The organism is Paenibacillus litoralis (assembly GCF_046244365.1).
Taxonomy (GTDB): domain Bacteria; phylum Bacillota; class Bacilli; order Paenibacillales; family NBRC-103111; genus Paenibacillus_V.
The window spans coordinates 4,483,567-4,502,999 of sequence record NZ_CP176395.1 but is presented as its reverse complement, the minus strand read 5'-3'; the positions used below and the strand labels follow the sequence as shown (position 1 = coordinate 4,502,999).

General features: G+C 58.1%; 12 protein-coding genes and 1 pseudogene. 9 read left to right on the top strand and 4 right to left on the bottom strand.

The features are described from left to right. Positions 1 to 431 precede the first annotated feature (431 nt). Entirely contained in the window at positions 432 to 1,286 is an 855-nt protein-coding gene (locus tag ACKGJP_RS18760; RefSeq protein WP_409340348.1) for a phosphatidate cytidylyltransferase, read from the bottom strand. Positions 1,287 to 1,410: 124 nt separating this feature from the next. On the opposite strand from ACKGJP_RS18760, the gene ACKGJP_RS18755 reads away from it, so the two are divergent. The 6 genes from ACKGJP_RS18755 (at position 1,411) to ACKGJP_RS18730 (ending at position 14,881) form a co-directional block, all read left to right on the top strand. Then, positions 1,411 to 5,271 carry a beta-ketoacyl synthase N-terminal-like domain-containing protein gene (locus tag ACKGJP_RS18755; protein WP_409340347.1) on the top strand — a complete coding sequence of 1,287 codons (3,861 nt, stop codon included), beginning with the start codon at positions 1,411 to 1,413 and terminating at the stop codon, positions 5,269 to 5,271. 74 nt (positions 5,272 to 5,345) lie between these two features. Continuing rightward, a complete protein-coding gene (locus ACKGJP_RS18750) occupies positions 5,346 to 7,703 on the top strand; it encodes an SDR family NAD(P)-dependent oxidoreductase (RefSeq protein ID WP_409340346.1) in 2,358 nt (785 codons plus the stop codon). Next, entirely contained in the window at positions 7,700 to 11,347 is a 3,648-nt protein-coding gene (locus ACKGJP_RS18745; protein WP_409340345.1) for a 1-acyl-sn-glycerol-3-phosphate acyltransferase, read from the top strand. Before ACKGJP_RS18750 ends, ACKGJP_RS18745 begins: the two co-directional genes overlap by 4 nt. Beyond that, complete coding sequence (locus ACKGJP_RS18740; RefSeq protein WP_409340344.1) at positions 11,344 to 12,036, top strand: 4'-phosphopantetheinyl transferase family protein; 693 nt, start codon at positions 11,344 to 11,346, stop codon at positions 12,034 to 12,036. Before ACKGJP_RS18745 ends, ACKGJP_RS18740 begins: the two co-directional genes overlap by 4 nt. Continuing rightward, positions 12,030 to 13,265 carry a hypothetical protein gene (locus ACKGJP_RS18735; RefSeq protein WP_409340343.1) on the top strand — a complete coding sequence of 412 codons (1,236 nt, stop codon included), beginning with the start codon at positions 12,030 to 12,032 and terminating at the stop codon, positions 13,263 to 13,265. Before ACKGJP_RS18740 ends, ACKGJP_RS18735 begins: the two co-directional genes overlap by 7 nt. Next, positions 13,232 to 14,881, top strand: coding sequence for a PfaD family polyunsaturated fatty acid/polyketide biosynthesis protein (locus ACKGJP_RS18730; protein WP_409340342.1), 1,650 nt, complete (start codon positions 13,232 to 13,234; stop codon positions 14,879 to 14,881). Before ACKGJP_RS18735 ends, ACKGJP_RS18730 begins: the two co-directional genes overlap by 34 nt. A 98-nt stretch (positions 14,882 to 14,979) precedes the next feature. Here ACKGJP_RS18730 and ACKGJP_RS18725 read toward each other — a convergent pair whose 3' ends face one another. Next, positions 14,980 to 15,420, bottom strand: coding sequence for a hypothetical protein (locus ACKGJP_RS18725; RefSeq protein WP_409340341.1), 441 nt, complete (start codon positions 15,418 to 15,420; stop codon positions 14,980 to 14,982). 435 nt (positions 15,421 to 15,855) lie between these two features. On the opposite strand from ACKGJP_RS18725, the gene ACKGJP_RS18720 reads away from it, so the two are divergent. The 3 genes from ACKGJP_RS18720 (at position 15,856) to ACKGJP_RS18710 (ending at position 18,465) form a co-directional block, all read left to right on the top strand. Beyond that, complete coding sequence (locus ACKGJP_RS18720) at positions 15,856 to 16,347, top strand: NUDIX hydrolase (RefSeq protein ID WP_409340340.1); 492 nt, start codon at positions 15,856 to 15,858, stop codon at positions 16,345 to 16,347. Between the two features lie 378 nt (positions 16,348 to 16,725). Next, entirely contained in the window at positions 16,726 to 18,048 is a 1,323-nt protein-coding gene (gene murD, locus ACKGJP_RS18715) for a UDP-N-acetylmuramoyl-L-alanine--D-glutamate ligase (protein WP_409340339.1), read from the top strand. Between the two features lie 159 nt (positions 18,049 to 18,207). Then, on the top strand, positions 18,208 to 18,465 hold the full coding sequence (locus ACKGJP_RS18710) for a formylglycine-generating enzyme family protein (RefSeq protein ID WP_409340338.1): 258 nt from the start codon (positions 18,208 to 18,210) through the stop codon (positions 18,463 to 18,465). Between the two features lie 245 nt (positions 18,466 to 18,710). On the opposite strand, the pseudogene ACKGJP_RS18705 reads toward ACKGJP_RS18710, so the two are convergent. Together ACKGJP_RS18705 and ACKGJP_RS18700 are read right to left on the bottom strand one after the other, a co-directional pair. Continuing rightward, a pseudogene (locus tag ACKGJP_RS18705) lies at positions 18,711 to 19,112 on the bottom strand (transposase); the annotation flags it as partial. Beyond that, positions 19,085 to 19,288, bottom strand: coding sequence for a hypothetical protein (locus ACKGJP_RS18700; RefSeq protein ID WP_409340337.1), 204 nt, complete (start codon positions 19,286 to 19,288; stop codon positions 19,085 to 19,087). The gene ACKGJP_RS18700 and the pseudogene ACKGJP_RS18705, both read right to left, overlap by 28 nt. Between the last annotated feature and the right edge of the window lie 145 nt (positions 19,289 to 19,433).

The window sequence follows — 19,433 nt, the reverse complement described above, 5'->3', positions numbered from 1 at the left end:
AACTAAAGGGTACTAGTTACCAACTATAATGTCTGCCAACAATTCTCGATGGGGAGGGGCGACTAAGGGGAGTTGCCCGCGGACAACTCCCCTTTTTTTTCATATCCGTTACACATTTCAAAACTTAAATTTTAAATCAAGCCATCTTTCCAATGACTATTTCAAAACTTTATTTGTCACTCAAAAATCGTTATTTCCCTCGAAAAGCTTGATAGTACTGGATTTGTTGGTAACTGTCATTAAAGTGGTAACTATACAATAAAGTTGGTAACTGACTTGCTAACTTTAAACGCCGTGCTCCTTCTTTCGAGGGAGCGCGGCGTTTTTTGGTTAGGGGATAATCTGTCGTCATCGGTTTTTTTCGATTTTAAACGGGTTTTAAACAATTGCCTGTATAATCTTGATGGCTATGATTCGGAAGATAGGGGGAGCTATCCCGATACGAGCCAATGCCAAAGCAAATAGAACGGCGGCGAAGCGAACAGGATATTGTCGAACCTGTCGAGAATGCCGCCATGTCCCGGAAGCAAGGCGCTGAAGTCCTTCAGGCCGAGCTTGCGCTTGACCGCCGACAGCAGCAAATCACCTGCATTGCCGAACAAGACGATAAAGAGGCCGATCGCGATGCTGTTCCAAAGCGGCTTGCCGGCAAGTACAGGAACCGTCGTATGCAGAAAGACGAGCCCAAGTACGACAGCAGCGACGCCACCCGCATAGCCTTCGACCGACTTGCCGGGACTGAGGCGGGGGAACGGCTTCGTTCTGCCTAGCGCTTTACCTGCCAAGTAGCCGAACGCATCGTTGAACTGAAGGAGCATGATCAAGGCAATCATCGCACCGGGCTCCATGGCATACAGGCCCCGGAAAGCAACGATGCCGAGGCACACGATGAAGGCGGCAAAAAGCGCGGCGAATGCGGGATGGCTGATGGTTTCCTTGGCTGCGGCGAAGGTCAGGAACGTGATTGCGCCGTAGCCGATCAAGCTCCAGGGAAGCAGCGGCTCAAGGAAAAGACCGAAGGCGACAAATGAGAGGCACGCGGCGGCATAAACGGCTGCACGGCCTTTTCCGTAAGCCCTGCGCAGCTCGTCGACCGCGATTGCACCGATAATTGCGGCAAGAACTGTAACGGCCGGGACGCCTGCCGCCATGACAGCGGTGAACAGGTGCAGCAGTGCGAGCAGGGTGAGTGCGCGGTGAACGGTTTCCCGCTTACGATTGAGCAGCGCGATGGCAAGAAACAGCAGAATAAAAGGCAAACAGGTGAAGTAAAAGCCGGACAGCACGGGAACCCCCCTCTCGAACGTGACGGCGGCGCCAGCGTTATCATTGATGCAGCTTGGCGCGAGTCTTATATTCTTTTATATCAAAATGCCGAATTTTAGGCTACTAGATTTACAGGAGGCCGATATGGGCAAACCGAAATCGGAAGGCGCGAAAATAGCGGTTGTCGGGGTCAGCGCGCTGTATCCCGGATCCGTCGACAAGCACGGCTTTTGGCGAAATATTTTGGAAGGGGCGGACCTGATTCAGGACATCCCGGACTCACATTTCCTCATCGACGATTATTACGATCCGGATGCGCGGGAGGAAGACAAGATTTATACGAAACGCGGCGGCTTCTTGCCCGACGTCGAATTCGACCCGGTCGAATTCGGGATTCTGCCGAGCAGCATTCCGTCGACGGACACAAGCCAGCTGCTCGCCTTGATGATGGCGAAGCAGGTGCTGGAGGATGCGGCCGAAGGCCAGTTCGCCGGCATGAACAAGGACAAGATCAGCGTCATTCTCGGCGTCGCCGCCGGCACCGAACTGGTGGTTGAGATGGGCGCGCGGATCCAGCGTCCGGTATGGGTCAAGGCTCTGCGGGAGAGCGGGCTGCCCGAGGAAGAGGTGCAGGCCATCTGCGACCGGATCGCGAACCACTACGTTCCGTGGCAGGAGAGCACGTTCCCTGGGCTTCTCGCCAACGTCGTGGCCGGACGTATCGCGAACCGGCTAGATCTCGGCGGCACGAATTGCGTGACAGATGCCGCTTGCGCGAGTTCCTTGTCCGCGATCTCGATCGGCATGATGGAGCTCGCGACCGGTCAGTCGGATCTAGTCATTACCGGCGGGGTCGACACGCTGAACGACATTTTCATGTACATGTGTTTTACGAAGACGCCAGCTTTATCGCCGACGGGGGATTGCCGGCCTTTTGCCGCCGACGCGGACGGCACGATAATCGGGGAAGGCATCGGCATGCTGGCGTTAAAACGGCTGGCGGATGCCGAACGTGACGGCGACCGGATTTATGCCGTTATCCAGGGCATCGGCACCTCCTCCGACGGAATGGCTAAGAGCGTGTACGCACCGCGTCCGGAAGGGCAGGCCAGAGCGATCCGCCGTGCTTACGAACATGCCGGCTACGGGCCGGAAACCGTCGAGTTGATGGAAGCGCACGGCACCGGCACGAAAGCGGGCGATGCGGCGGAGTTCGAAGGCCTTCGCGCCGTATTCGGCGAATCGGGGCGGGACGACCGGGGCTGGTGCGCACTCGGCTCAGTCAAATCGCAGATCGGTCATACGAAGGCGGCCGCCGGCGCAGCCAGCCTGTTCAAGGCGGTAATGGCCCTGCACCATAAAGTGCTGCCGCCGACGATCAAGATTGCGTCGCCGAATCCGAAGCTTGGGATCGAGAGCAGCCCGTTTTATTTGAACACGGAAGCCAGGCCCTGGATTCGCGGTTCGGATCATCCGCGCCGGGCTTCGGTCAGTTCGTTCGGCTTTGGCGGAAGCAATTTTCATCTGACGGCGGAGGAATACGAAGGACCCGGCCGTAAGGCGAGCCGGTTGCGGAGCATGCCGAGCGAGCTGATCGTGTTGTCGGCATCCGACGGGACGAAGCTGCGCGAAGCGGCCCTTGGTTTGGCCGGAGAACTTGCGTGTCGGGTGCCGGACTGGCGGCTGAAGCACGCGGCGCGCAGCGCGCAGGAGGCATTCGACGCCTCGATGCCGTGCAGGCTTGCAGTCGTGGCGGCCGGCTTCGAGGAGCTGCAGCACAAGCTTGCGGGCGCTGCGGAACGGCTGGCTCTCGGCTCAAGCTTTGATGATCCGGCGTCAGGCATTTACGCTTCGATCGGGCCGGGCGCCGCGAATGAAGGTAGTAGGAGAAACGCCGGCAAGCTCGCGATTGTATTCCCTGGGCAAGGGAGCCAGTATGTCGGAATGGGCGGAGATCTCGCTATGGCGTTCGGCGAAGCTAGGGCGGTATGGGATTTGGCGGCGGACATGCCGTTTGGCGGCGAGAAGCTGCATGAGCGAGTATTTCCGCAACCAGCCCATGATGTCGAGCAGAAGAAGGCACAAGCTGGGCGGCTGACGCCGACGGAATGGGCTCAGCCTGCACTTGGGGCGGCCGGTATGGCAGCCTACGCGCTGCTCGCGCGCCTCGGTGTGAAAGCGGACTGCTTCGCCGGGCACAGCTTCGGCGAGTGGACCGCGCTGTGCGCGGCCGGCGCCCTCGACACCCGGACGCTGCTGCTTGCCGCGCGCATGCGGGGCGAAGCGATGCAGGAGGCGGCGGCCGGTGGCGAGCCGGGCGCGATGAGCGCCGTCATGCTGGATGCCGCTGAGCTGGAGCGGCTCTTATGCGCGGGGACTTCTACCGAAGGCCGACCTGCCGCGATCGCGAACCGCAACTCGCCTTCGCAGACTGTCCTTTCCGGTACGGCGGCGGCCATCGAAGAGGCAGAGCAGGAGCTGCGCAGGGCGGGAGTCGCATACCGCCGCCTGCCGGTTTCGGCCGCTTTCCACTCTTCGCTCGTCGAGGCAGCCGTACAGCCGTTTCGAGAAGCAATCCGTGGACTGGAGTGGCGGGCTTTATCCGCGCCCGTGTATTCGAACCTGACGGCGTTTCCCTTCTCTGATGATCTGGCGGATCTGCAGGCCGGACTTGCACGTCAAATCGCGGAGCCCGTCCATTTCCGTGAAATGGTTGAATCGATGATCGACGACGGTGTCACACTGTTTATCGAACCGGGACCCGGCAACATCCTGACCGGATTGATCGGGCAATGTGCCAAAGCCAAAAGCGCGAACGTGCAGACAATAGCGCTCGATAGCAAAGGCGCAAACGGCATCGACCGTTTGTGGCACGGATTAGGGAGGCTCGCAGCCGCCGGGGTGGAGATGGATTTCGCGGCTTTTTGGCAGGAGGAGGATCCGCTGCCGAAACGGCAGGAAATCGCCAAGAAAAGGATGACCGTTACGATCAACGGAGCCAATTCGGGACGCCCTTACCCGCCCAAAGGAGGAAGCGCCGCGCTGCCCGCGCCAAATCCGGAATCCAATGCCGGGCTCTCGCCTTCGCCGTTGTCAATTGTCCAAAGCGATTCGGCTTTAGGATCGGCTTATGGGGAAATAGCGGCTGCTGCGGAAACGCCGTTTACAGGCCCGGTCCGGCAAGCGCCAATCATACATTCAGGAGGTTCTTCTATGTCGACACCTATCAAGCCGCAGCCTGCGGCCCAGCATGCGCCCGCAGCAATCATGCCGGCGGCCGACTTCGCAGCCATCCAGAAGCAGGTTGCGGATACGCATGATTTGTACATGAAAATGATGACCGAAAGCCACATGCAGTTTTTGCGCCTTGCTGGGAGCTTGATGCAATCCGGCGCCGGGGCGTATCCCGCTCCGGGGGCGTCCGAATGGGCGGAACCCGGTCTCGATACCGGAAGTTACGCGTCTGCCTGGGAAGCGGCATGGCAGCAGTCTCCGCTAGAGTACGAGCAAGCGCCAGCCCTTTGGTCGGTTGCCCCGGAAGCGGCGGCAGCGCTTCAGCAGCCGCAGGCGGCTGCCCCGCGGACGTCTGCGGTTGTTCCCGAACCGCCTGCGTTCCCGGCCGCGCCTTCGCTTGTTCTTGCGGCCCCGGCTGCTTCGGTGCCTTCGCCTGCGCCTGTGCAAGCTGCTATAGCTGCCGCGCATGCGCCGGGAACCGTGCCTTCGACCTATGGACCCCAAGGGGCGGCGATGAAAACGATTTTGCTTGAAATCGTCAGTGAGAAGACGGGCTATCCGCCCGATATGCTGGACTTGGAAGCGGATTTGGAGGCAGGGCTTGGCATCGACTCAATCAAGCGGGTCGAAATATTCGCCGCCTTGGAGGAGCGCGTTCCGGGGCTTCCTGATGTCGATCCAGGTTTGCTCTCGTCGCTGAACACGCTTGCTTCTATCGTTCAGTTTATGGAGGCCGAAGGGCCGGGAGGGGGAGCAGAAGGAAAAAAGTAGCGGACGGACCCGAACGGTCCGCTGAAGACGCGCAAGAAACGGGCGATAACGTACGGGTCCGCCGGTATCGGGTCGTGGAGACGGACGCCCCGGCGTCAGGCTTTGCGATGGCCGGATTGAGAAATTGCCGGCGGATCGTCATCCTGGGGGACGGGAGCGGTGTTACCGGCAAGCTGCAGGAGCAGCTTGCCAAACGGGGCTTGCCGGCGGAGACGGCGGACCGGGTGGCGGACGATGCCGACGGCGTCATCTATCTTGGCGCCCTTGCGATGCCGTGGACGGTCGAGGGTGCTCGGGCGATGAACCGGGATGCCTTCCGGGCGGCTTCGGCCGCCGCCCCGCGCATGCGCCGAGAAGGCGGGTTGTTCGTCACGGTGCAGCGCACTGGCGGTGATTTCGGCCTGAGCGGTTTATACGCCGAACGCGCCTGGTCCGCAGGGCTCGCCGGTCTCGTCAAGACCGCCGGTAAGGAATGGCCGTCCGCTTCGGTCAAAGCGATCGATGTGGCGGAAGCCGTCACCGAGCCTGGCGAAATCGCCTTGCGCATCGCTGAGGAGCTCGAATACGGCGGACCGGAGAAGGAAGTCGGCTTGTATCCGGACGGCGGACGAACGACGCTAGCACTGGCTCCTTCCGGCGATGACGACTTCGCCGGCGGTTTGGATGCGGCGTGTTTACAGGAGGATGCGGTAGTCGTCGTATCCGGCGGCGCGCGCGGAGTCACGGCCGCTTGCGCGGTTCGGCTGGCCGAAGCGAAGCGGCTGCGTTTCGTGCTGCTTGGCCGCACGGCCCTCGAAGAGGAGCCTGCGGAATGCGGCGGGCTGGACACGGAGCAAGAGCTTCGGGCCGGGCTGATACAATCGGTCCGTTCGACCGGCGGCACGCCCAGCTTGCCGGACATCGCCGGCCGGATCAAACGGATTATGGCGAGCCGGGAAGTTCGCCGCACGCTCGAGCAACTGGCGTTCCGGGGCTCGCAAGCGATTTACGTCCCTGCAGACGTGACGGATGCGAAGGCGCTGAAGGAGGCGCTGGTATCGATGCGGGCCGAATGGGGCCCCGTCTCGGCGATCGTTCACGGTGCCGGCGTGCTCGCGGACAAGCTGCTCGGCGACAAGACCGAGGAGCAGTTCGATCAAGTGTTCGACACCAAGGTGCTGGGACTGTATGCCTTGCTCGAAGCGGTTCGGGAGGACGACTTGCGGGCGCTGAACGTCTTCTCGTCGGTCGCCGCCCGCAGCGGCAATGCCGGACAGGCCGATTATGCGATGGCGAACGACATCCTGAATAAAGTTGCAGCGGCTGAATACCGGCGCCGCGGCGGTAAATGTCATGTCCGTTCGATCGATTGGGGGCCGTGGGACGGCGGCATGGTCGGCCCGGAGCTGAAGAGGCTGTTCGAGGAGCAAGGCGTTCCGTTGATCCCGCTTGCGGAAGGCGCGGCAAGATTTGTCCGCGAGTTCAGCGGCGTTTCGGACGCGTCGACGGAGCTGTTCGTAGGCGTAGGCCGGAGGGGGTACCCGCTGCTGGGCCGTTTAGGTACGGGTACGGTAACAGCCGAAGTGCTTGTGGACGAGATGCGGTATCCGTTTCTGCTGGATCACCGGATCAAGGGAAAGGTCGTGCTGCCCGTGGTCGCCGCAGTGGAATGGTTAATGCGCATGGCCGGCACCTTCCGCGAGGATGGCGAATGCAGGACGCTCCGGAATTTGCAGGTACTCAAGGGTGCTGTCCTTCCGTATTTTCCCGAGGAAAGCGCGCGGTTCCGGCTGGAAGCCGGACCGCTAACCGAAAGCAACTGCTGCCGGTTCCGTGCCATGCGGCTGATCGGGACGGACGGGACGGTTCATTACGCGGCGGAAGCGGTATTCGAAAAGGGAGAGGAATCCGGATCCGGGTATCAACGCAGGCTGTCCGGGCAAGCGCTCGCGTATTGGCGCGGCGGCGAGGCAGACAAGCTCCATGCGGAGCTGATCGGCGGCACGCCGGAAGCAGCGGCAACTTGGCCGTGGCCCGCTGAGGCAGTGTACGGCGATCCTCTGCTGTTCCACGGGCCGAGGTTTCAAACGATTGCGCGCGGACTCGGCTTGACCGAGAACGGCGTTACGGCCGAGCTCGCCGGAATGATTTCGCTCGGCTGGAAGCAGGAGGAGCGGCAGCGGACGGACTCCGCCGCCCTAGACGGCGGCTTGCAGCTCGGACGACTATGGTCGATCGCGATACACGCGCTCCCGAGTTTGCCGGTTTCTTTCGCAAGCTTCACCGCATTCGGAATCCCGCCTGCGGAAGGAAAAATATTGTGCGCGGCGAATTGCAGGACCAAGGGCAGCTTGGGTGTGACTGCGAACATCACCTTCTACGACGAGGAGGGCCGGTGTATCGCGGAATTGAAGGACATGTCCGGCTTCCGGGTATCGGAGGGGACTTCATGAACAATTGTAATCGCGATACGGGCTTGACGATGCAGGAGGCGCCTCGGCTGCCTTCGGCGCTGGATGCCTACGACCGCCTGAAGGCCGGTCATGCTGCCCGCGCCGCAGGACGTACGCAAGGTCGGGCGGCGAATTCTGCGGGCCGCGAGCGTGGCGCCGCAAGAGTGATGCACCTGCTCGCGGAAGCGCAGAGGAGCTTTGCGGCACGAATGAGCGGGGCGCATTCGCTGTTTTTACAAGCGTATCGCCCGAGCTCGCAGCGGAAGCCCGAGGCGTCCGCGATGCGCTCCGCGAACGGCGCCCTTGGGTCGTTCGCGGAAGACGGGCATATCGGCTTCGAGAGAAGGATGCCGGTAAACGGACTACCCGGTCAAGCCGAAGGGGCCGATCCGGGCAAAGACCGGACAGCGTTGTCGTTGAACGGCTTCCGGTTCGGCTATGAATCGCTGCTCCACTGTGCCGTGGGCCTTGCTTCCGAAGCGTTCGGCGACATGTACCGCATGTTCGACGACGGCCGCCAAATTCCGCGATTGCCGGCGCCGCCCTTCTTATTCGTTTCGCGGATTATGGCAGTGACCGGGCTGATCGGGGAGGTGCGTGAAGGCACAAGCGTGACGGCCGAATACGATATTCCGCCGGATGCCTGGTATTTTGCCGAGGGCGGAGGCCGAATGCCCTATGCCGTCCTGCTCGAAGCGGCTCTCCAGCCTTGCGGCTGGCTAACCGCGTATATGGGCGTCCCGCTGTTGACCGAGACGCCGCTTTACTTCCGCAATCTGGACGGCCGGGCGCAGCTGTACCGGGAAGTACGTCCTGGTGACGGCACGCTTCGTACGACGGTGGAGCTGACCCGGTTGACCCGGCTGTCAGACACATTCGTCGAAACGTTCCGGATCCGCTGCCATATTGGAGAAGAGCTTGTGTACGAGCTGACGACCGTGTTCGGCCACTTCCCGATCGAGGCGCTCCGCAATCAAGCGGGGTTGCCTGGCCCCATCTCTCCGGCTTACAACCCTTACGAGGATGAGCCTGTCCAACCGTTCTGTTCCGCCTCGGCAATGGAACGCTCCCCTGTCGAGGAGCGGCTGCGCATGATCGGCAGCATCATCCGGTTCGAGCCGCATGGAGGCGCCTATGGGCGCGGCCGGATCGTCGCGGAGACGGCGATTCATCCGGACCAGTGGTTTTTCAAGGCGCACTTCTTCCGGGATCCCGTTCAGCCGGGTTCGCTCGGCATCGAAGCGATGCTGCAAGCCGTGCGTTGGTATATGAATGAGACCGGACTTGCGGAGGTAGTGTCCGGGATCGAGATGGCGCCGGAATCCGTCTTGAATTGGAAATATCGTGGACAAGTGCTGCCGCATAACCGGTCCATACGGGTGGTCGTCGACATTGCGGATATCGAAACGAAGGACGGAGTGGCGGTCGTGACGGCCGAGGCCGCGCTATGGACGGAAGGAAAAGCCATCTACGCGGCAAGCGGGATGAAGCTTCAAGTCCGGACTGGAGACACTTCCGCAGTGGCTGTCACCGTTCCCCTTGACATCGGCCGGGAGCCTTGGCTGAAGGATCATTGTCCGACCTATACCATGCCGGTCATGCCGTTTACGTTCCTGGCCGATTATATGATTCGCGCCGTCCGCGGCTCCCTGGCCCCCGGCATGCGCGTGACCGCTATGAGAGACGTTCGCATCTTTAACTGGCTCGTTTGCGCGCAGCCGTCCGTGCTGCGCGTCGAAGCGAAGCCGGAAGCCGGGTCTGGGCGGCGTCAGGCAGCGATCTTTCGCATGGATGCCGGCGGTTCCGAATCGCGGTCCGAACGGATTATGACCGCGTGCATCGAAACGGGAAGCGGCTATCCGGCGCAGCCCTCCGAAAGACCGGCCCCGCTTGCGAATCCAGCGGCCGCGCCGAATCCGTACGATTCCGGGCGCGTGTTTCACGGAGAGTCGTTCCGTATCGTCGAACGGCTTGTTTACGGTGACAACGGCTCCTCCGCGACCTTGAATCTGGGGCTGCACCGGATGCTTCCCCAATGGGTGCCCGCGCTGCTGCTCGATGCCGTGATGCATGCGATCCCGCATGACGCATTGGAGCGATGGGATGCCGGGTTGCCATCCGGCCGCATCGCCTATCCCTATGCGATGCCTGAAATTGTCTTCTACGGCCCGTTCCCGGACGCCGGGCGCCTCGAATGCGAAATCCGTTATCTCGGGCCTCATCGCGGGCAGTCGCGGTATCCCGCGTTCCGTGCCTGGCTGTATGCGAGCGGCATGGCGATTGCCGAGCTAACGCTGGTTGAAATCATGTTCCCGCAAACCCGACTCGGCATGGCGGACGGACAGGAACGCAGACAGTTTCTGCGGGATCGCCGGTATAAGCCCGGCTTGGCGCTTTCGCGCTTCCATAATGGGAATGCGATTTTGAGCGAATCGGAAGTGAGGCAGGCCGATTGGCTACCCGGCACGCTGCGGCAGCTGTATCTCGCGGACGGCACGGGCAGCGATCTGACACGATCAATCGTATCCAAGGAGGCGGCGGCAGCGATCTGGCAGGTGCACCCTTCCGCGATCGAGATCGCTCCTCGCCTTTTCGGCGGTGTGACAGCGACTTGCCGGCAGCTGCCGTTCGCAAGGCTCGACATCGAACTGACGGAGACGGCCGAGGGGGTCACCGCTGTCCCTGTCGAACGCGAACAACCCGAACTGAGCGTGATCGACGCATACTGGAGTGAGAGAACGGGAGTGAGCGGCTGGCTGATAGAGGATATATACCGGGCGCTGGCCTCCCGGTTCGTCGGCCGATTCGCCGTCGAAGATCCGGACAGCCTGGCGAAGCTCGCGGGTAAGCCCGTCCTGTACCTCGGCAATCATCAATCGGCCGTCGAATCGCTGCTTTTCTCTTACCTGACGGGCGGGCTGCTGCGAATGCCCGTCGTCGGCCTCGCCAAAGCGGAGCATGAGGTGAGCTGGATCGGGAAGTTGCTCCGTCTAGCGGCTTCGTACCCCGGCATTCGCATCTACCGGACGATGATGCTGTTCGACCGGGATAATCGCCGTTCGATGCTGGAACTTCTACACGAGATGCGAAGCGCGATGACGGAGGAGGGGCTTTCCGTGCTGATTCACGTGGAAGGAACGCGCGCCACTTCCTGCCGGACTCCCGTCCGCACGATGAGCTCCACGCTGATCGACCTCGCCGTATCGTCGCGAACCGCGATTGTGCCGGTGCGATTCTCAGGCGGGCTGCCATTGGGTGATACGGGGGAGAGGCAGGAGTTCCCGGTCGGCTACGGCAAGCAGGACTATTTCATCGGAAAACCGATTATGCCGGACCGGCTCGAGGCCCTTCCTTACGCCGAGCGCAAACGCGCAGTGATGGACGCAATAAACGGACTCGGAACGAACCTGGAAGAGGAGCTTCCTTATCCGCCGGCTACCGACTGGGCGGACAAGCTTCGCGAATGGACCGGCGGGCGGGGAATATCGCCGGAGTGGGCCGTCATTCTGCAATGCTTGAACGAGCTGGACGCGCCAAGTAAAGAAACGTCGGCCCTGCTCGACGCCGTCCGCCGCGGGGAAACGGACATAGCGAATACGTGGCTGACCGGCGTCCTGAGCCTGATGAAAGAAGGGAACGTATGAGATGTCATCAATCGCCTTCCGGCTTCGCCGGCATCGACCTCTGGTACGGCCGCTTGGAAGACCTGCGCCCCGAATGCGCCCGGTACGCAGCCGTCCTCTCGCCGGACGAGAGACGCCGGGCAGCACGTTACATCATGCCGTCAAAGCGGCGGGAGTTCGTGCTGGCAAGGGGCTGGCTGCGGCATGTTCTGTCTTCCTATACGGGGATCCCGCCTGGCCGCTTGCGGTTCCGGTATGGTCCTTCCGGGAAACCGTCGCTGGTTCAACAAGCCGGACACGCCGCGAAGAGGCTGGAATTCAATATAAGCCATTCGGGCTCCCATCTTCTGCTCGCGGTTACGCGGGGAAGGCGTGTCGGCGCCGATTTGGAAACGATACGTCCGATCCAGGGGATTTGGTGGATAGCTGACCGCTATTTTTCGGAAGCGCAGCAGAAATTTCTCCGGGACACGGACGGAGTGGAGGCGCTCCGGCTTTTCTTCCGGGAATGGACAATGCTCGAGGCGGAAGGCAAATGCCACGGCTCGGGGCTTGCCGGAGCCGGCCGAGCCGGCAGGAAACGATCGGGCGGCTACCGATACCGATGGGAACCAGAGCCTGGCAGGCTCGCCGCCATATGCACAGACGGCGCCCCGTGCCGGCTTCGTCGCCGCAATCCGTTCGGCGGTAGGGGGAGAGGGCGATGCTGAAGCGAAGCTACCTGTACTTCTTCTCCGCCTTCGTAGGAGTCGGACTGCAAAATGTCATTCCGCAGCTCATGTTCGGCCGGATCGCACCGGAACGCGAGGAAACTCTTCTCGCGTCCTGCCTGATGCTCGGCGCGGCGGCCAGTCTGGCTACCTTGTTTATACGCCCGGGAACAATCTGGAACGACGGCAAGGGCGGAATGCCGCAAATCCTGCTGCAGGGCTCCGTTATCCTTGTCTTGTTTTTCTCCCTGTTTTACTGGCAGCAAGCGGCTCCGTTCATCGTCGCGTTCGCGCTGCTACGCTTCGTCATCCAGGCGTTATACGACAGGACGGATCACCGATATGCGGCGATGACGACGCCGGAGGAAAGGCTGACTTATGCCCGATGGGCGACGTTGTTTCAGCTAATCGGCATCATGACGGGACCGGTGCTGTTTACGCTGACCGCTCATCGTGAAGGGCTAAATGCAGCCATCGCCGTCGTCATGACGGTCATTCTTGTGGGGACAATCGCGGCTATGCCGAATGAACGGACAGGTTTGCCGGTTTCAAAGGAGCTGACCGCGGGGCAGGAGCGCGGTTCCGATCCGGGCGTCAGCCCCTATTCGTTCTTGGCATACGTGCTGACTGCCGCCGTTGCCGTCCAATTGTTCGCCGCGAACGCGATCTATCTCGTCCGGGACTACTTTCATGTACCGAACGCGGTTTTGCTAGGCGGGATTCTGCTTACGGCCATGAACGCGGCCGGCATTGCGGCCGTTCTCCTTCAACCGTGGGCGGGCGCCAAGCTGAAGCTTCGAGTACGGGCGGCAGGATCGCCTTGGCAAGCGGCGGTCATGCTGGCTTCCGTTCTGCTTATGCAGTGGCCGCTTTCCCGGTCGTATGCTTATTTATTGGTGCTCGGAATCGCAACAGGCGCAGCGTACGGCCTGTTCTGGATGAGAACAAGAGAAGCCGCGGTGAACATAGGCTCGTACCCGCAGCATGCCTGGGTGCTGACGGTATACAACAACATCAATAACGTGGCCGTTCTTTGCGCGGCGGCCCTTGCGGCGATCGCCGCCCTTTCGTCCCAGGACCGCGACGGCTACCTGCAGGGCATTCTGATTGTACTGGCCGCATGCTTCGCCATTTCCTCGGCGCTGGCGATCCGGCTGCAGAATCGCTCGAATCAAACGGAAAAGAGAGGTGCGGGATGTCCGCCAATCATCAGGGAAGATACGCAATAAAATGGCGCCCGGGCGCGCACGGTGAGGCCGTATTCGAGGGAGGATCGCTGCTCGCGTTAGCCGGCCGTATCCGCGAGCCCGTGCAACTGATCACCCATCCGGGCAGCGGCGCGATCGGACTGGGCGCAGGGGGCGAGACTGTTCCTCTGCAAACCGGAGAGGACGGCGACTATCCTTGGCTCGGCACGCTTCCGGCGATGTATCCCGAGTGGCTCGGTGACCGGACCTTTCAGGAAACGCATGGCGTCCGGTTCGCTTACGTGACCGGGGAGATGGCACAAGGCATCGCATCCCCGCAAATGGTAATCGCCGCGGCAGAGGCCGGCTTTCTCGGCTTTCTCGGCGCCGCTGGCATGCCGCTTACCCGTATCGAAGCTGCGGTCCGGGAATTCAAGCAGGCGCTCGATCCACGCTCCTTGCCCTACGGAGTCAACGTCATTCACAGCCCGCATGAACCCGCAATGGAAGAGCGGACGATTGAGCTTCTCATGAACGAAGGGGTGAGACGCGTTTCCGCTTCCGCCTTCATGAAGCTTTCGCCCGCCATCGTCAGGTACGCATGCACGGGTCTAGCGGCAGATGAACGCGGCCGGGTCATTCGGCGCCATCATTTGTTTGTCAAACTTTCCAGGCCGGAGGTGGCGCGCCATTTTCTATCGCCGGCCCCCCGAGCGATGCTGGAAGTGCTCGTGGCCGAAGGTAAGCTGACGGAGACGGAAGCCACGCTTGCGGCCCGTGTGCCGCTGGCGGAGGACGTCACGGTGGAGGCGGATTCCGGCGGCCATACCGATAACCGTCCGCTGCCGTCTCTTTTCCCGGTCATCGCGGAGCTGAGAGACCGCCTCGCAGCGTCATTCGGCTATACCCGGCCGATCCGCTTAGGCGCGGCGGGCGGGATCGGCTCGCCCGCCGGAGCCGCCTCGGCTTTCGCGCTCGGAGCGTCCTATATCGTGACGGGGTCAGTGAACCAAGCAGCCGTCGAGTCCGGCATGTCGGAAGCCGGCAAACGGATGCTCGCGCAAGCGGAAATGGCCGACGTCGTCATGGCTCCCTCAGCGGACATGTTCGAGCTCGGGGTCAAGGTGCAGGTGCTGAAAAGAGGGACGTTGTTCAGCTCCCGCGCATCCGAGCTGTACGAGGTTTACCGGAAGTACGGATCGCTGGAGGCGATTCCGCAGGACGTCCGCTCGAAGCTGGAAACTAACGTGTTTCGGGCCGGTCTCGACGATATTTGGAACGAAACGGCGCGTTTCTTCGGGAACCGAGACCCGGAGCAGCTCCGCAAAGCCGACGCGGATCCGAAATACCGGATGGCGCTCGTGTTCCGCTGGTATTTGGGAAATGCAAGCAAATGGGGGATTCAAGGTAGTGAAGAGCGAAGGCAGGATTATCAAATTTGGTGCGGGCCAGCGATGGGCGCCTTCAACGCGTGGGTGGCGAATACGAAGCTGGAACCTCTCGGCGCGAGGACCGTGGCCCAAATCGGGTTGAACCTGCTCGAAGGGGCGGCCCGATTGACGAGAATGCACCAGTTGAGAACATACGGAGTGCCCGTTCCCGGGGAAGCGTTTCGGTACGCGCCCGTCATCTGGAAGGCGCACGGGACCAAGTCCTAAGGAGGTATATCGCACGTTCGGCTTTCTTTAGGGGTGTTATCAAATTATGTAACTTAAAAATCCTAAGTGAAAATTGATTAGAATGACTCTAATCAATTTCACTTAGGATTATTTGTTTTCACTCTTGAGCGTTCAAGAATGCGAAGCAACATCATATAATCCTCAGTAACCGCAAGCTCTGCTTGTTTTGCTTCTTTAAGTTTTTGGTTCAGACGCTCTATTTCACGATCCATATCATCAATAATCGTTGTTAGTTCATCAACCCTAGGAACGCGGCCGGCCTTTGCCTCAACATCCTTGGAAATGAACTTATTGAGTAACTTAATTGCTGGATATAAGGGATGACTTTTTATGAGCTCAGGCTCATCCAAATAACTGATAAAAACGCGGTCTTGATTCGATGGTAGTTTACGACTAAGCATTCTCGAATGCTTAGCTTCCTTAACTTCTTTTGAATAATGCTTTCTAACTTCAGAATTCCATCGGAAACCACAAGCTGCTGATGTACGCTCTAGCAGATCCTGCTTCTTCAAAAGCAACTAATTGTGTGCTTCCTGTACGGATATGTTGTAAGTAAGAGCTAGAATAGTGTCGTCCTCACTAGTCCAGCAATCTTTTCTTGGTTTAGACGGAAAATATAATATTAGACTGGATATGGGCGAACGGGCAGGATAGTTAAAGAGATGATTTTGAGTTCTAAACCGATTCGTGATCATATGTAAGCGCAGATCAATGAGGTTCCTATTAGTAAATTATCAGTGATTTTTCATTGTCTAAATTCCAATATTATGGAATAATACGTCAAGATTTGAAAAGTATATTTGTCTGAAATGGAATAGATTGGAACAGGTGAAAATTTTAAAGGTAATGAGTGTATGGCAGTGCTAACCCACATTGTAGCTGTTGACGGTATCGTCCGAAAATGAACAAGGACTCTTGTAAGACTCAATCCATTTTTAAGGAGGTTGTAATATATGCCTTTTCCAACGCACATCGTATCTGCAGGAGGATATGTGGAAGACGGGCAAGGAAATATCCTTTTAGTTAAAACTCGTGACGGTGGTTGGGTTTGCCCTGGTGGGCAAGTGGAAGTTGGGGAAAATCTGATGGATGCTGTGGTTCGTGAAATCAAAGAGGAGAGCGGAATTGAGGCTTCGGTTAGCTACTTAGTTGGTGTCTGTTCGAACACAGGGATTTTTAAATGGTATGATGGCGTGACTGAGGTTCCTACGCAAGTTATATTTGAATTCGTATGTAAACCCGTCGGTGGAGAGTTGTTAGCTGTTACTGAAGAAACAATCGATAGCCGCTGGGTTGCGAAAGATAAAGTTCTTGATTTCATTACACATCCAGCTCTTCGTGCTCGCTATCAGGCTTATTTGGATTTTAATGGAGCGGTAAATTACATGGAGTATGTAACGCACCCCGAGTTCATAATAAAACACAGCACATATATATCGAAATAGATTATTCAAGTTAACGAACAAACGGGCACGATAGCTCAACAATCAACTAAGACGAGGCTGCCGGTATGGATTCGGCAGCCTCGCTGTGCTAACGGGCAATTTATTTGATCAAGAGCACAAACCGAAGCAGTCATTCTGGAAAGTATCTGGAGGTTGCCCGTACATCTGAATAGATTGAATGGATAGTGTACAAAAGAGTGATTTATGGCTACGAAATGGTAGGTTGAAGCTCCGATATGCTGCTGGGGACGACAGCACGGCGATGGAACCGATCCATCGCTTGTTTTAGTATGTCTGCACTTCGTTTAACAAACGGGCAGGGTAGTTCCAATATGTGGTATATTTGATTTAAATGACATTTTCTAATCGGAGGTGCTTATGAATTTTGCTTTCGACACCTATATCCAATCGCTGGCCGGTCGGGACGTAACTATCATCGGCGCCGGCGTCAGCAATTCACCGCTGATCCGCATGCTGTGCTCGGCCAGGGCGCGCGTCACCGTGCGTGACCGCAATCCGGCCCTACCCCGGGAGGAGTGGGACAATCTAGGCGTCAGGTTGCATCTGGGGGAGAATTATCTGGATCGCGTTGGGGGTGACGTGGTGTTCCGCACTCCGAGCATGCGTCCAGACCATCCGGCGCTGGACTCGGCCCGCGCTGGCGGTAGCCGTGTGACCAGTGAGATGGAGGAGTTTTTTGCGCTGTGTCCTTGTCCCATTTTCGGCGTGACCGGTTCGGACGGTAAGACCACCACCACGTCGCTGATGGCAGACATGCTGGCTGACGGAGGGCGTACGGTACATCTGGGTGGCAACATTGGCACGCCACTGTTGACGCGCGCGGGCGAGATGTCGCCGCTAGACGCGTGCGCGGTCGAACTGTCCAGCTTCCAACTGATGGACATGACGCGCTCTCCCCATGTGGCGGTTATTACCAACCTCTCGCCCAATCACCTCGACTGGCACCGCGATATGGATGAATATACCACCGCAAAGCGTCGCCTGCTGGATTTTCAGAGTGCTGACGACTTTGCCGTCCTAAACGGCGATAATCCGGCGACCGCCGCACTGCGGGGGCGAGGAAAAACCAAGTATTTCGGCGGGCACACTGTCCACGATGGCGTAATCGACGGTCTATTACCCATCAGTGACATTCGATTGCCGGGGTGGTATAACGTGGAAAACGTTATGGCTGCCATGACTGCTGTGCGGGGGTCCGTGTCGGATGAGTCAATCCTGGAGACGGTGCGCAACTTCGTCGGCGTGGAGCACCGAAATCAGTGGGTGGCAACTGTGGACGGCGTGCAATATTACAACAATTCAATCGGCTCCAGCCCCGCCCGTACCGTCGCCACGCTGCATGCGCATGTGGGCCGAGTGCTGCTAATCGCGGGAGGTCGAGATAAGAAAGTACCGTTTGACGAGATGGCTAGGCTGCTGCCTGATCATGTCAAGGTGCTGCTGTTGATCGGAGAAGCGACCAGTCAAATCGAGGCTGCGGCGCGCAGAGTGCCGAGTTGTCCGCCTATTGTCCGCTGCGAAGGCCTGGCCGAGGCAGTGGCGCAGGCGCACAAGCTGGCCACACCGGGCGACACTGTGCTACTGAGTCCAGCATGCACTGCGTTTGATCAATACCGTAACTTTGAAGAACGCGGGCATCACTTTGTAGAGCTGGTAGGATCGCTGCACCGGTCGGAGTGAAAGGATTTGAATAAGACACGTGTTGATTGCGCTGATGTATTTTCATTTATAGATGGTTCTTAACAGCAACTGATTGATTCATTATGTTAACGGGTACGTTATTAATAACAATTATTCCCATTTTGTTATGATTACCCAAACGATGTAAGTTGGTGCGGCGTGCATGGAATGGCAGGGCAAGTCCGGGAATGGTGTAGTGATTGGTACGATCCTGACTATTATATTCAAAGCCCACATGAAAATCCTACGGGACCAGAAAAACACGGAAGTCGTCCTGGTCAAGCACCTTGCAGAGTGTTGAGAGGAGGCTCTTGGTTTGGTCCTGCGTATCAAAGTCGAGGGGCACAGCGATTATTTTATCCGCCTGAAAGACGTGATGCTAATGACCATGGATTCCGCCCTGTGCAAAATGCCTAGGCCTTTGAGGACGAAGAGTAGAAATATAATTCTCTTTCAATTCATTCATTCCGCTAAAGGGTACGATAGCACCATGCACAGGCTGCCGGCACAATCGGCAGCCTGTGCCGCTATTCCAGCTAATAGCTTGTCAATATTTAATTACTAATAGCAGATTCATGAAGTGGTATACTTAAAAAAGTGCATGGGAAAGAACCGTCCCATAAAGCACGGAAGGGAATTCCATATATTTCTATTCCTTGCTACTACTCTAAACGGAACGCTTCCTTAGTAGTTAAGATGGCAAAAATCCAGTGGATGAGTTTATTCACACAAGCAATTACCGCTACTTTGAACAGCTTTCCTTCAGCACGTTTCTTATCATAATAAGCCCTTAATTTCTTATTTCTATTACTACGAATGCCACATCGTACAGCTTGGTAAAGGGCAGTACGAAGTCTCCTGGAGCCGTGCTTAGTGATTTTATTCTGGGTAGCTACAAACTTGCCTGAAGAAAAAACACTTGGATCAACACCGGCAAAGGCCACCAGTTTCTTTGCGTGATCAAACCGATCGATTTCCCCGATCTCAGCTAAAATTGTTGCAGCAATCTTAGTGCCAATACCGAGTATCGATTGGATTAAATCATATTCAAGTAACTCTTCAGCCTGGAGGGACGCATTCCTGCAGCTGATTCCACCCCTCTCATATAATTCAGAAAAGACCCTAATCCTTCAAGATCATGCTTAAACCTAAAGATCTTTCCATGAGGTACTCCACGATCTAAAAATGCTTGTGCATGGCTTTCTCCCTTGGATACATCCAAACCAATGACTGGATTCATGACATCACTCCCGAAGTAATTTCACCGGCAACCCCTAACCTTCTTGTCTTCCACACTATCGCATGTGATACGGGATCAACGTCCCAACCAGCCTAACCATGGTTGAACAAGTAGGGGGGATGAACTGAATAGCTCTCGGGATCCA

Bases quoted from the DNA above. Each gene is read 5' to 3' on its own strand.
- ACKGJP_RS18745 (WP_409340345.1), top strand. From the start codon at position 7,700: ATGAACAATTGTAATCGCGATACGGGCTTGACGATGCAGGAGGCGCCT.
- ACKGJP_RS18720 (WP_409340340.1), top strand. From the start codon at position 15,856: ATGCCTTTTCCAACGCACATCGTATCTGCAGGAGGATATGTGGAAGAC.
- ACKGJP_RS18755 (WP_409340347.1), top strand. From the start codon at position 1,411: ATGGGCAAACCGAAATCGGAAGGCGCGAAAATAGCGGTTGTCGGGGTC.
- ACKGJP_RS18700 (WP_409340337.1), bottom strand. From the start codon at position 19,288: ATGAATCCAGTCATTGGTTTGGATGTATCCAAGGGAGAAAGCCATGCA.
- ACKGJP_RS18740 (WP_409340344.1), top strand. From the start codon at position 11,344: ATGAGATGTCATCAATCGCCTTCCGGCTTCGCCGGCATCGACCTCTGG.
- ACKGJP_RS18735 (WP_409340343.1), top strand. From the start codon at position 12,030: ATGCTGAAGCGAAGCTACCTGTACTTCTTCTCCGCCTTCGTAGGAGTC.
- murD (WP_409340339.1), top strand. From the start codon at position 16,726: ATGAATTTTGCTTTCGACACCTATATCCAATCGCTGGCCGGTCGGGAC.
- ACKGJP_RS18730 (WP_409340342.1), top strand. From the start codon at position 13,232: ATGTCCGCCAATCATCAGGGAAGATACGCAATAAAATGGCGCCCGGGC.